Source organism: Myxacorys chilensis (assembly GCF_059505265.1).
The window spans coordinates 33,995-45,873 of record NZ_JCACKG010000186.1; the positions used below are offsets into that span (position 1 = coordinate 33,995).

Consider the following 11,879-nt stretch of genomic DNA (forward strand, 5'->3'; position numbering starts at 1 on the left):
GTGTCTATAGCGCTAACTCCGCAAGATGCCTGGCGAGTGAAGACCCGTTGGCTGGTCTCTTTCGAGGGTCTGAATCTTGAGCAACGAAGAAACCTTGCAGCCACATCTTGAGCAGAACCCGGACTGCCAAAATCGGGAATTCGCAGACTAGACTTGATTTACACGAGGGTTACTGCCTCTCAAATTCAGACTGTAAACTCTAAGCGTTGATCGAAGGGTATCGGGTAGAGTTTTGGGTCATGGGTCGTTTGAGAAGTTAGGGACATCGAGTAAGGGAATGCCAATGAAGTCTGCGAACGTCTGAACCACCCAACAAGAACGACCATCACGAGGACAGATCGCTTCATGGAATTCTCGATCGCTGAACTACTGGCCAATTTCATAGATGACAAGTTGGTCGCACCCAAGGCCCTAGAGAAGAAGTTAGAGTGCCAAGATGAGACAAGCTTACAAAAACTCCAAATTGCCCTAGATGTGTTAGAGAAGGTCGGCATCTTAACCAAAGAGCGCGGAAAATATCGCCGACTGACCGAAGATGGCGTGGTAGAAGGAAAGCTTCGGTGTTCTAGTAAAGGCTTTTGCTTTGCCATTCAAGATGTGGAAGGATCGGAAGATATCTACATTCGAGAGAGTCAGTTAAATCACGCTTGGAACGGCGATCGCGTTTTGGTGCGCGTCATCAAAGAAGGCAGTCGACGGCGCAGCCCAGAAGGAGAAGTGCGGCTGATTCTCGAACGGGCAAATCCCTCAGTCTTAGCTCGAATTAAGAAAACAGAGAGTGGTGACTTTCATGCCGTTCCGCTGGATGATCGGCTGTTGTTTGAGTTAGACCTGACCGAGGACAGCGATCTGAGCGATGCGATCGATAACCTGGTTCATGTCGAAGTTCAGCGCTACCCGATCGGACAAAATCTTCCTTTAGGAAATATTGCCAAGCTGCTAGGCAGCGATGAGGAAGCGTCAGATGTCGATATCGTTTGCTGCAAGCACGACCTACCCCGTGACTTCTCAGAGGCTGTCCTAGGATCTGCCAAAGCTCTACCGAACAAAATCACGAAAGCTGAGATCAAAAAGCGCGTTGACCTGAGAGACGTTCCGACAATCACCATCAAAGCGAGCGACGCCGATAGCGCCGATGATGCGATCACGCTAGAAGAACTGGAGGATGGCAACTGGCGATTGGGCATTCATATTGCCGATGTTGCTCATTATGTTGAGGCGGGTTCTCCCTTAGACCGAGAAGCTCAAAGACGAGGCGTATCAGTTTACATGGGCGACTTGGTTTTACCCATGCTGCCTGAGCAGATCACCGATCAGCTTTGCTCGCTCCAGCCTGAAAAAGATCGATTGGCAATTTCAGTTCTCATCACCTTAGACGAACAGGGACAGGTGATTGAATTTGAAGTTCAGCCCACTGTCATTCAAGTAGATTACAGACTGAGCTATGCCCAATCAGAGGCAATTTTGGCAGATCAACACACCGACGATGTGAGCGAGTTTGAATCCATTTTTGGGATGGTGGCACAACTCGATAAACTTAGCCATGCCATTAAAGACCAACGTCGCCAGCGTGGTGCGTTTGAACTGAATTTGCCAGAGAAGATCTTTGCTCGTCCTGACGGTTCAGAATCGCCTGAAGAAGCAGGCAAGTATACGTTTAGCAAGTTTCACTACGATGATGAGGGCATATTGGGGGCGGTTGTGGTTTCGTCAACCTTGCCAATTCACTCGATGATTGTGGAACTGATGCTGCTGGCCAATCAAACCGTTGCATCTCATCTCCAGGCATTAGGCGTTCCAGGGGTGTACCGAGTTCATCCAACACCCGATCCAGACGATGTGCAGGAACTTGTCAAGCTGGCGGTGAGCATGGGATTAGAACTGAGTTTAGAACAAGACGACGAAGTTCATGCGCAAGACTACCAACGCTTTACAAAGAAATTTGCAGAGTCTGATTCTGAGCGAGTGTTGACCTACTTGTTGCTGTCAACGCTTAAACCTGCGTTCTACAGCACTCAGCCCAAAGCGCACTTCGGATTGGCGCTAGAGCAAGGCTATACGCACTTCACGTCTCCGGTGCGGCGCTACCCCGATCTGCTCGTGCATCGAGCGCTGCATGCCGTGTTTGAAGAAGGGCGCGATCGCAGGTCTACCCGTGTTAAAGAAAGCGTCGATTTGCGCCATAGCTCCTGTCACGGTCAAATCAACTGGAATGTGCTTCCTACTGACCTGCATCAAGAACTTGACACTCACTTCGCGGCTGTCGTAGTGCATCTTACCGAGCGGGAGAAACTCGCTCAGGATGCTGAAAATGATTTAGAGGGCTTGAAGAAAGCCGAATTGATGAAAGAGCGCACAGGCGAGATTTTTCACGGATTGATTACAGGCGTTCAGTCTTACGGTTTGTTTGTTGAAATCGAAGAACTCTTAGTCGAAGGCTTAGTTCACGTCAGTTCATTAAAAGACGACTGGTACGAGTTCCGATCGCGTCAGCAAACCCTGGTTGGGCGAAAGAACCGCAAGCAATATCGCTTGGGCGATCGCATTGAAGTTCAAGTGAAAAGCGTCGATTACTATCGTCAGCAAATCGATCTCATTGCTGTGGGTGGCGGCAGCGAAGCGACGGATGATTACTCAGAATCCGATGACGCTGGCTCTGACGAAGAGGAGTTTGATGAGGAACAATAGGTCAGTAGCTGGACACAATTCCAGCACGACTGACTCCGAAACCCCTACCTCATAAATTCTCTGTGTCGCCTATCACTCGTCCTCTAATCATCGGTGTCTCCGGCGCGTCTGGACTGATTTACGCTGTTCGCGCTTTGAAGTTTCTGCTGGAAGCAGACTATGCGATCGAACTCGTTGCCTCTAAAGCGAGCTACATGGTTTGGCAAGCCGAACACACGATTCGGATGCCTGCCGAACCATCGCTGCAAGAAACGTTTTGGCGCGAACAATGCGGCGTGGAACGGGGCGGAAAGCTGACCTGTCATCCATGGGGAGACGTGGGCGCAAACATCGCCAGTGGCTCGTTTCGGACATTAGGAATGTTAGTCATTCCGTGTAGCATGAGTACGGCTGCCAAATTAGCAGCCGGACTCAGTTCCGATTTGCTGGAACGAGCGGCAGATGTGCAGCTTAAAGAAGGGCGTAAGCTGGTGGTCGTTCCGCGTGAAACGCCCTTTAGTCTGATTCATCTTAAGAATTTAACGACTTTAGCCGAAGCAGGCGCTCGAATTGTACCCGCGATTCCAGCTTGGTATCACCATCCCAAAACCATTGAGGATTTGGTCGATTTTGTGGTGGCTCGTGCGCTCGATCAGTTCGAGATCGATTGTGTCAACGTTGAGCGGTGGAAGGAAACTGAGTCAGAGCTTTGACCATTTTATTTCATCTCTATAAAGTGTTCGACTGCGTTTGCACTGATCACCTTACTTAATTTGGTTCAAAAGCTTAAAGTAGTAAGCTACAAACTCAAACTCATCGGTAGGATTATCAAAGTACTCAAGATGGTCGTCTCGAAATTCTTCTGCCGACGTATTCGTTTCACCTCGCCAGAGCCTCTCCGGTATATCGTTCCACATACAAAGCGCTAAGCAAAGAATTCGTATTTTGCACGCTGGCGTTTTATCTAGCTTGTAAACAGTGTAATACTCACCAACTATCAATGCGTGATTATAGTCATCTTCATCACCAAGTTGATCTAGCCACTCACAGCTTGCTGTTTTGTGACCTTGAACAATTTGATCAACCAAATGATCAGAAACAAATTGAATTCGTTTTTCTTGCATTTTTAATGCTTCTTCATTTCGAGACTGAATTGTGAATGAAAATTGGCAAAACAGGTTTTAACTTTAACAACAATCCCCTAGCCATTGATTCAATTTTGGTAGATGTCACTAATGTACCGCCCGGCAATAACCTAGCGGTTAAACGATTCCATCAACTGATCCTGATCATTGCATGGCTGCAACTAGAATCGTGAGCCACCTGTCTGTAGCGCCATGCGATAAGCTGATAACGAGCCTAGTAAACTGCTGATTCCTGATGTCTCTTCTGCGTTTAGTCGTTTTGCTCGTCGTTGTCGGATTGCTGGCGCTGTTTGCAGTGCAGAATTGGTTTGCCCCAATGCAACTCGTCTTTTTGGGGCTGCGATCGCCCGCCTTTCCTCTACCAATTTGGGTATTAGGCGCGATCGCGGCAGGCATCCTCACCACTGTCATCGTCTCAATCCTGTTTAGGCTCAATAGCTTCACTGCCGGACGTTCTGTTCGACGCGCAACCGCACCTCGCGTTTCATCCGAACCGTCCTCTAGTAGTTATTACACTCCGCCCTCCTACACTCAGTCGGTCGAGTCTCCCCGAACCGCTTGGAAAGCGACTCCACCGGAACCATCCTCCACTAGCGAGGACTGGAGCGACGAAGACGCTTCTGACTGGTTTGATGACTCTGACGACTGGACGGACGAACCTCGCGACTCTCGCTCTTCACCCCGTCGCACCGACTACGAAGTCCGCCAAGAGCCGAAGTCAGGCTCTCGGTCAGGTTCTACTTACTCCTATAGCTATCGCGATCCAGAGCCGCCAAAAACTAATCCATCTGATGTGGTGGATGCCGATTATCGGGTGATCATTCCCCCTAATCGCAACTTAGATGACGATGATGCTGATCAACGCTAACCAAGGCGTCTAAAATTCTAAATTCTTAGTGCTAAATTCTGTATGTTAAACGGTGTTAATCTCTATCTCATCGGCATGATGGGATCTGGCAAAACCACAATTGGGCGACTGCTCGCCCAGCACTTCGATTATCAATTTATCGACACCGATCAATTCATTGAGCAAGCCACTCGCCAATCGATTCCCGCGATTTTTGATCAATCTGGAGAACCGGTTTTCCGGCAATTGGAGACGGCGACGCTGGCTGAAGTATGTGCCAGAACGAATAAAGTAATCGCCACAGGAGGCGGAATTGTTCTCAAGCGCGAGAATTGGAGCTTTCTGCGGCACGGTGTAATCATTTGGATCGAGGTGCCGATCGAGGTGCTGCGATCGCGCCTTCAGAATGACTCGACTCGTCCCCTCATACAGCATCAGGACATCCACGAGAAGCTAACTCAGCTATTGAGTGAGCGCCAAGCTCTGTATGCTCAGGCAGATATCAGAATTACTGTAGCTCAGACAGATACTGCCGATCAGGTAGCGCGAAAGACCATCGATGCGATCGCTCGGAAATGCGAAGAAAAGCGCCAGTTAGATCAGCAAACCGAACGCTTGAACGCAGAAATGCCCTTTCAGCTCCATTCGCCCGAAGCCAACTAGATCCAAGCGCATTAGATCCTAAACATTCGTTCTTTTCTCTAGCTTTTTGTGCAACAACATTCGCTGAGGTTGACCAAACAGGAACGAACTCCATCCACTCTGAGTTTCTTCTACCTGATAGCCAGCCTTAAAGTAAAGCTGTCGCGCTGAATTATTGGTTTCCAGCACATGTAAATAAATTTCCTGAAATCCCCAGCCTGTCACTATACGATCGCAGGTCGCCAATAACTTCTTGGCAATGCCGCGACCCCGATAGTCTTCCCGAACCGCTAGGTTAGATAGGTAAGGATAATGATTCGTCCGTACCTGCCACGGACTCTCATTCCGTAATCCAACTTCTACCGTTCCCACCAGACAATCTTCTTCCGTTCCTGACGATCTTGAGGTATCTACCGCAACTAAGCAGGCGTAGTGAGGCGAAGCAGCCCGCAACCGGCTCCGCAAATCTTCATAAATGCCAACGCGCATGACCGGAATCAGCCAGCGCAAAAATTCTGGATTGAGCGGAAAGCTGTCTGCTAACACTCCCGCCGCCTCAAACAAATCTTGTTGCCGAATGGCGCGAACTAGATAATGCGCTTCCGAAAACGATTCTGGTAGATCTTGCTGGTGAGAAATATTCACGTCGCTGCTACAGAGAACTCAATATCTCAGGTTTAGTGTAGACCCTAGACTCAAAATCTGCTCAAAAAATAGCCTGCCTAGCTAAACATATCAGCGCTAGACAGGCTTCAATAGTCGGGCGTCTTCGCCCTATTTGCCAATCCGAGGCGGTTCCCGGAAGGCGATCGCAAAAAAGAGTACGCCTAGTGCCAAGGCAAGAATGAGAATGTAAGCAACGCTTTCCATATCAGAATGTCCTAGTGACTTTAGTTCAGTCTAACGAAATTCAGAAGGTCTAATCGAGATGTAAACATTCCCGATTAGACCTTCTAAACAACCTTTACACAGGCTCTTTCCGACGAGTAGACTTGTCTCCCAACTTCTGGAAGAAGCCCCACTCGACTTGCTCTTCTGACATATCTGGGTCGATACCCGCAAACACATCCCGGAAGATGGTGCGAGAACCATGCCAAATATGACCAAAGAAGAAGAGCAGCGCAAACACCGCATGACCAAAGGTAAACCATCCTCTAGGACTGGTGCGGAACACACCATCCGAGTTAAGGGTTTCACGATCGAATTCAAACGGCTCGCCTAGCTGAGCAGAACGGGCATAGCGCTTCACAACAGCCGGATCGCTGATCGTTTGACCATCGAGCTTGCCGCCGTAGAAACTTGCCGTGACGCCAGCTTGTTCAAAGCTATACTTCGATTCCGCCTTACGGAACGGAATGTCAGCCCGAATCACGCCATCTTCGTCCTGAAGCACAACAGGGAAGTTCTCAAAGAAGTTCGGCAGACGGCGAACAGACAGCACGCGACCTTCGCTATCTTTGAACACCGGATGCCCGAGCCAGCTTTGAGCAATACCATCTCCCTTGTTCATCTGACCAGTACGGAACAAACCACCTTTTGCGGGGCTGTTACCAACATAGTCGTAGAACGCTAGTTTCTCAGGGATCTGCTCGTATGCCTGTTGCATGCTTGCACCATCGGCAATGTCGTTTTGAACCCGACGCTCAATTTCCTTCCCGAAATAGCCACTATCCCATTGATAGCGAGTCGGACCAAATAGCTCGACCGGAGTGGTTGCGTTTCCGTACCACATCGTGCCTGCCACAACAAACGCCGCGAAGAATACCGCCGCGATACTGCTTGCCAAAACGGTCTCGATATTACCCATTCTCAAGGCTCTATAGAGACGCTCAGGTGGGCGCACGCTCAGGTGAAATAGTCCAGCAATAATCCCGACTACACCCGCTGCAATGTGGTGAGCCACGACGCCACCTGGATTGAATGGGTTAAATCCGGCTGGACCCCATTCTGGCGCGACAGGCTGCACATGCCCGGTCAATCCGTAGGCATCAGACACCCACATGCCTGGACCAAACAACCCAGTTAGGTGAAATGCTCCGAACCCGAAGCAAAGTAATCCCGACAGGAACAAGTGAATTCCGAACATTTTCGGCAAGTCCAATGCAGGCTCACCCGTACGGGGATCTCTGAAGAGTTCTAAATCCCAGTAAACCCAGTGCCAGCAAGCCGCTAAGAACAACAGACCCGACAGAATGATGTGCGCGATCGCAACCCCTTCAAATGACCAATAGCCAGGGTCTGTAAAACTCTCACCCGTGATGCTCCAGCCCCCCCAAGATGAGGTAACTCCTAAACGCGACATGAACGGCAGCACAAACATGCCTTGCCGCCACATCGGGTTTAGAACTGGATCGCTGGGATCAAAGATCGCAAGCTCGTAAAGCGCCATTGATCCTGCCCAGCCCGCAACAAGTGCGGTGTGCATCAAGTGAGTTGCAATCAACCGTCCTGGATCATTAATCAAGACGGTGTGAACTCTATACCAGGGTAGTCCCATTGACTACTCTCCTCCTAATAAATTACGTCTACTGCAACGCTTCTTTCAGCCTTTTGTTAAAAGTGCCGGATATTGGTAAATTTACCAGACTAGAGCCGACTTCTAACCGGGCCATGTCTGCCTCTTAATACTCTCCCCTTGGAAGTATGTAGACAGGTTGACCCTGTATTTGGGAAAATCAAAGTGTATAAAGAAGTGTAACCAGTGTTAGAGGCGATTGCAAGCAAGTCTAGTTTGCCTGAGCAATTGATAAACGTTACACTTGAGCTGTTAATATTTCTTAACTTTCAGACATACTAACTACATTCACGTCTCTTTGTTCGATTGTCCTAACGAGTCCCGTTTCTTTGAAGAGCGACCCTTATGCAGCCAGTAAACTCTGACCTTCAATCTGCTAACGATGATTTACCATCCCCCGAAGCTGAGATAGTTCAAGAGCCTTCAAAATCCAGCTTCCAATCTGCCAGCATCACATTTGTGAAGGAAGACAAAGTCGCTTTTGCCACCCAAGGCGCGAATTTACGCCTCAAAGCGATCGAGAACAACATTGACCTATACACCTTCACTGGCAAAATGATGAACTGTGGTGGATACGGTCAGTGCGGGACGTGCATTGTTGAGGTTGTTGAAGGTATGGAAAACCTTTCTCCTCGTACCGATGTTGAGAATCGTAAACTTAAAAAGAAGCCAGAGACCTATCGTTTGGCATGTCAGACGCTAGTCAATGGCCCGGTTAGCGTTAAGACAAAACCTTAGTGGTATTCTGTAAAGTGTTGATGCAGCAGTTAGGAAGGACTGATTTTTATGCAAGTTAACGATTTAGGATTTGTTGCCACCATTCTGTTTGTGCTGGTTCCCAGCGTTTTCTTGTTGATTCTTTACATTCAAACCGCCAGCCGTCAAGCCGACGACAAGTAGAAGTTGATTGCAACTTCACTAAATCTATACTCTAAGCGCCGAGAATCGATTGTGCGATTGGCTTTGCCAAGCTCGAAGGATCGCGGCGCTTTTTCGATGGAACCCGCAACTACTTGGAGCTACCAGCATCGGGTGCGGTTCCTTCAGCAATGGTGGAGTGAGTTGTATCCCCCTCCAAATTTTTCAGAAATGCTTGAATCCGCATTCTGCAAATGTAAGGCCATCCTCCATTTGCCTCAATATCTTTTAGCAAAGCATAAAGCGCTTGCCGATTATTGGGCAACGAGTCCTGGAACAGCCCTTCGCTGATCTCACGATGCAGACTTTCCAAGAATCTGAGCAAAGACAGTAGCTCTAACGTTTCTCCTCGGGATTCTCCCGCAATCTGCTTAACTGACTTTCTAATTTGTTCTAGCTCTGGTGATTCTCCTATCACTCTAGGCTCTGCGTCATAACTCATAAATCTTTATCCTCTGAAACATTGACCGTGGTTTTACAGACTAGGGCAATGGTGACCAAACTGATTTAGAGTACCTTATTTCGATTTGTAAAATGTGCTTGACGAAAACTAGCTGTGCAAATTGCTGAAGGTAGCTGAAATGGGGCAATTTTTTTAGAAATCTGTTTTACAAAATTGGATTCTTAAAAAGTTTACTAAAGTCTGTAAAATGCTATGAGAGGTTTGATTTGAATCATCTTCAGAATTTATAGAAATTCCATCACACCTGACAGCCGCTTAGGGATTTTTCCTGACACTTATGGCACGAAATCTGAGATGTCATTTTTCAAGGAGTAACCGCTTTGTCAAGGCGGTGATTAAGGTCATACCCCTTCCTTACTGTCAGATAATGTCAGACCGACCCGAACGCACTGCTAGGACTTTTTTACATTGACTTTGAGGTTGACCATGAGGTATCGCGCTTTAATCGTCACATTTTTGGCATTTTGCCTAAGTGTGCTAACTGCTTGTAGTGAAGCTCCCGCCGCTAGTACGGAAGGGTTAACCTATGAGCAAATCCGAAATACAGGATTGGCTAACTCCTGTCCACAACTCGAAGAAACGTCTCGCGGTTCGCTTCCGCTTGACAGCAGCAAAACCTATTCTATTAACAACTTGTGCTTGCAGCCGACCACTTTCTTTGTCAGAGAGGAAAGCTCAAACAAGCGCAGGGAAGCTGAGTTCATTCCTGCTAAAGTGATGACTCGCTACACATCGTCAATTGATGCAGTGTCAGGCAAATTGAAGATCAACTCCAATGGGAGCCTGACGTTTGTTGAGGAAGACGGGCTTGATTTCCAACCTGTTACTGTTCAGCTACCGGGTGGAGAGCGGGTTCCATTTCTATTTACCATTAAAGGTTTAGTGGCGACTAGCGAACCAGGTTCAGGAAACATTAATACGTCTACTGATTTGACGGGTGAATTCCGCGTTCCGTCTTACCGGACATCTAACTTCCTTGATCCAAAGGGTCGTGGCTTAACGACTGGCTACGATAATGCGGTCGCTCTACCAGGAGGAGGTGCGGACAGCGACCAACTGCTAAAAGAGAATGTCAAGCAGTTTCAGTTGGACAAAGGAGTGATTTCTTTACAAGTTGCTAAAATCGACAGCGCCACTGGAGAAATTGCAGGAACGTTCGAGAGTGTCCAGCCTTCTGAAACCGACATGGGATCTCACGCCGCAAGTGATGTGAAAATTCGTGGACTGTTCTACGCACAAGTTGCGCCTGAAGTTTGATGCTTCAGTAGTGACAAGGTGTTCTGTTGCAAGTCGTTAAGTTTGTAAGTAGAACGTTAGATTAATACTCTGATTTTTGGGGCTTTCAACTAGCCCCTTTTTTATTACTTAAATTTATTGCTTAAATCTCTACAGAACCTTCTAGATGGAGTCCTCCTAGAGTAGGAGCGTCTTATCAAGCACTTAATGGATACAACCTATTCACGACTTCATATCTCAGTGGAAATGCAGTTGTAAGTATTCAGGGCAAAGAAATAAGTTTGAATTAATACAACTAGCTTCAGTAGCCCCCTAGCTGTAGAGTCTGTTGAGTTTTAAGAATAGAACGTTTTTGACCGTGATTAGCGCAGAGCGCAATTTCGGAAAAAATGACTTTGCCAAGCTCTCCACGATCGCGTCAGCCTTCCTCGATTCCAACCTTGTGTCACCGCTAGGCGCTGTGTGTTGCAGCACAATTCTCAGCGCGAGCATCGACATGAGTTGACGTAATGTTAGCGACTGCTCTACCCACTGAACTTCGTCATGCCAAATTTTGTTGCAGGTGAATTGAGGAGTGAAACTCTACACCGTTTGCGAGACTATCAAGTTGCTCCTTCCTCGGAGACTCGCAATCAGCTTGTAGAACTTAATTTTGGGTTAGTCCGAAAAGAAGCTCATCACTGGACTAATCAATGTACAGAAAGCTATGAGGACCTGCTCCAAGTTGGGTGCATTGGGTTAATTCGAGCCGTTGAGCGCTTCGATATTTCTAAAGGACACGCCTTTAGTTCTTTCGCAATTCCTTACATTCGAGGTGAAATTCAGCACTACCTCCGAGATAAAAGTCCATCAGTTCGTATTCCTAGGCGTTGGCAAGCCTTGCAGCGGCAAGCGGTGTGGATGATTCGAGAATTTCAGTCAGAACAGCACCGTCATCCGAGTGATCTTGAAATTGCCGAAGCGTTAGAGATTCCGCTCGTGGAGTGGCAAGATATCAAACTTGCGTCTCAAAATCGATCGCTGTTGAGTCTAGATGCCCCGATCGGTGATGAAGATGAAGGAACCGCCTCTTTAGGCGATCTTGTACCTGACACCCAATACCGTAGTTTTCAACTTGCTCAAGAAGACCAACTTCGGCTTCAACAGGCACTCGTTCAGCTAGAAATGCGGACACGACAGGTTATCGAGTTTGTCTTTTTATATGACTTAACTCAGAAAGAGACGGCAGAGCGGTTAGGAATTAGTGCCGTAACCGTTTCTCGACAAGTCAAGAAAGGATTGAATCTGCTTCAAAACTTGATGACGGTTGCTGAAGAATAGGCTGTCTTAATTAGGTGAAATCACTAAGATATTCCTCCGTGCTATCCAAACATGCGGATTTTTCATGACGCGAATTGTTTGTCGCAAATTCATCGTGTAGTAATAAAAATGTCAAGGACGGGCATA

Annotated in this window: 14 protein-coding genes; 9 read left to right on the plus strand and 5 right to left on the minus strand. The window is 47.8% G+C overall.

Features of this window, described 5'->3' with window-relative positions; all coding sequences use genetic code 11:
* The first annotated feature begins 345 nt into the window (after positions 1-345).
* Both AC5JLB_RS16160 and AC5JLB_RS16165 read left to right on the plus strand, forming a co-directional pair.
* The gene (locus AC5JLB_RS16160) at positions 346-2,688 is read left to right on the plus strand and encodes a ribonuclease R family protein (RefSeq protein ID WP_495874857.1); all 2,343 of its coding nucleotides are present in this window, start codon (positions 346-348) and stop codon (positions 2,686-2,688) included.
* A gap of 62 nt (positions 2,689-2,750) precedes the next feature.
* Complete coding sequence (locus AC5JLB_RS16165) at positions 2,751-3,380, plus strand: flavin prenyltransferase UbiX (protein ID WP_495874858.1); 630 nt, start codon at positions 2,751-2,753, stop codon at positions 3,378-3,380.
* Positions 3,381-3,431: 51 nt separating this feature from the next.
* On the opposite strand, the gene AC5JLB_RS16170 is transcribed toward AC5JLB_RS16165, so the two are convergent.
* On the minus strand, positions 3,432-3,791 hold the full coding sequence (locus tag AC5JLB_RS16170; RefSeq protein WP_495874859.1) for a hypothetical protein: 360 nt from the start codon (positions 3,789-3,791) through the stop codon (positions 3,432-3,434).
* Between the two features lie 35 nt (positions 3,792-3,826).
* On the opposite strand from AC5JLB_RS16170, the gene AC5JLB_RS16175 reads away from it, so the two are divergent.
* The 3 genes from AC5JLB_RS16175 (at position 3,827) to AC5JLB_RS16185 (ending at position 5,322) form a co-directional block, all read left to right on the plus strand.
* On the plus strand, positions 3,827-3,985 hold the full coding sequence (locus AC5JLB_RS16175; protein ID WP_495874860.1) for a hypothetical protein: 159 nt from the start codon (positions 3,827-3,829) through the stop codon (positions 3,983-3,985).
* 62 nt (positions 3,986-4,047) lie between these two features.
* A complete protein-coding gene (locus AC5JLB_RS16180; RefSeq protein WP_495874861.1) occupies positions 4,048-4,680 on the plus strand; it encodes a LapA family protein in 633 nt (210 codons plus the stop codon).
* A 42-nt stretch (positions 4,681-4,722) separates the two neighbouring features.
* A complete protein-coding gene (locus AC5JLB_RS16185; protein ID WP_495874862.1) occupies positions 4,723-5,322 on the plus strand; it encodes a shikimate kinase in 600 nt (199 codons plus the stop codon).
* A gap of 18 nt (positions 5,323-5,340) precedes the next feature.
* Here AC5JLB_RS16185 and AC5JLB_RS16190 read toward each other — a convergent pair whose 3' ends face one another.
* From AC5JLB_RS16190 to psbB, 3 genes are all read right to left on the minus strand, one after another.
* The gene (locus tag AC5JLB_RS16190) at positions 5,341-5,946 is read right to left on the minus strand and encodes a GNAT family N-acetyltransferase (RefSeq protein WP_495874863.1); all 606 of its coding nucleotides are present in this window, start codon (positions 5,944-5,946) and stop codon (positions 5,341-5,343) included.
* A gap of 129 nt (positions 5,947-6,075) precedes the next feature.
* Complete coding sequence (locus tag AC5JLB_RS16195; protein ID WP_083622085.1) at positions 6,076-6,171, minus strand: photosystem II reaction center protein T; 96 nt, start codon at positions 6,169-6,171, stop codon at positions 6,076-6,078.
* Between the two features lie 94 nt (positions 6,172-6,265).
* Complete coding sequence (psbB, locus tag AC5JLB_RS16200) at positions 6,266-7,798, minus strand: photosystem II chlorophyll-binding protein CP47 (RefSeq protein WP_495874864.1); 1,533 nt, start codon at positions 7,796-7,798, stop codon at positions 6,266-6,268.
* 363 nt (positions 7,799-8,161) lie between these two features.
* On the opposite strand from psbB, the gene AC5JLB_RS16205 reads away from it, so the two are divergent.
* A complete protein-coding gene (locus tag AC5JLB_RS16205) occupies positions 8,162-8,554 on the plus strand; it encodes a 2Fe-2S iron-sulfur cluster-binding protein (protein WP_495874865.1) in 393 nt (130 codons plus the stop codon).
* A 48-nt stretch (positions 8,555-8,602) separates the two neighbouring features.
* Positions 8,603-8,716, plus strand: coding sequence for a photosystem II reaction center protein PsbM (psbM, locus tag AC5JLB_RS16210; protein WP_495696840.1), 114 nt, complete (start codon positions 8,603-8,605; stop codon positions 8,714-8,716).
* Positions 8,717-8,825: 109 nt separating this feature from the next.
* Here the strand turns inward: psbM and AC5JLB_RS16215 are convergent, their stop codons facing one another.
* On the minus strand, positions 8,826-9,176 hold the full coding sequence (locus AC5JLB_RS16215; protein ID WP_495874866.1) for a hypothetical protein: 351 nt from the start codon (positions 9,174-9,176) through the stop codon (positions 8,826-8,828).
* A 447-nt stretch (positions 9,177-9,623) separates the two neighbouring features.
* Here AC5JLB_RS16215 and AC5JLB_RS16220 point away from each other — a divergent pair, with 447 nt between their 5' ends.
* Together AC5JLB_RS16220 and AC5JLB_RS16225 are read left to right on the plus strand one after the other, a co-directional pair.
* A complete protein-coding gene (locus tag AC5JLB_RS16220; protein ID WP_495874867.1) occupies positions 9,624-10,454 on the plus strand; it encodes a photosystem II manganese-stabilizing polypeptide in 831 nt (276 codons plus the stop codon).
* A 522-nt stretch (positions 10,455-10,976) separates the two neighbouring features.
* The gene (locus AC5JLB_RS16225; RefSeq protein WP_495874868.1) at positions 10,977-11,753 is read left to right on the plus strand and encodes an RNA polymerase sigma factor SigF; all 777 of its coding nucleotides are present in this window, start codon (positions 10,977-10,979) and stop codon (positions 11,751-11,753) included.
* The last annotated feature ends 126 nt before the right edge of the window (positions 11,754-11,879 follow it).

Excerpts from the sequence above, each read along its gene's own strand:
- AC5JLB_RS16160 (WP_495874857.1), top strand. The coding sequence starts at position 346 with ATGGAATTCTCGATCGCTGAACTACTGGCCAATTTCATAGATGACAAG.
- AC5JLB_RS16170 (WP_495874859.1), bottom strand. The coding sequence starts at position 3,791 with ATGCAAGAAAAACGAATTCAATTTGTTTCTGATCATTTGGTTGATCAA.
- psbB (WP_495874864.1), bottom strand. The coding sequence starts at position 7,798 with ATGGGACTACCCTGGTATAGAGTTCACACCGTCTTGATTAATGATCCA.
- AC5JLB_RS16180 (WP_495874861.1), top strand. The coding sequence starts at position 4,048 with ATGTCTCTTCTGCGTTTAGTCGTTTTGCTCGTCGTTGTCGGATTGCTG.
- psbM (WP_495696840.1), top strand. The coding sequence starts at position 8,603 with ATGCAAGTTAACGATTTAGGATTTGTTGCCACCATTCTGTTTGTGCTG.
- AC5JLB_RS16225 (WP_495874868.1), top strand. The coding sequence starts at position 10,977 with ATGCCAAATTTTGTTGCAGGTGAATTGAGGAGTGAAACTCTACACCGT.
- AC5JLB_RS16175 (WP_495874860.1), top strand. The coding sequence starts at position 3,827 with ATGAAAATTGGCAAAACAGGTTTTAACTTTAACAACAATCCCCTAGCC.
- AC5JLB_RS16205 (WP_495874865.1), top strand. The coding sequence starts at position 8,162 with ATGCAGCCAGTAAACTCTGACCTTCAATCTGCTAACGATGATTTACCA.
- AC5JLB_RS16220 (WP_495874867.1), top strand. The coding sequence starts at position 9,624 with ATGAGGTATCGCGCTTTAATCGTCACATTTTTGGCATTTTGCCTAAGT.
- AC5JLB_RS16195 (WP_083622085.1), bottom strand. The coding sequence starts at position 6,171 with ATGGAAAGCGTTGCTTACATTCTCATTCTTGCCTTGGCACTAGGCGTA.
- AC5JLB_RS16185 (WP_495874862.1), top strand. The coding sequence starts at position 4,723 with ATGTTAAACGGTGTTAATCTCTATCTCATCGGCATGATGGGATCTGGC.
- AC5JLB_RS16215 (WP_495874866.1), bottom strand. The coding sequence starts at position 9,176 with ATGAGTTATGACGCAGAGCCTAGAGTGATAGGAGAATCACCAGAGCTA.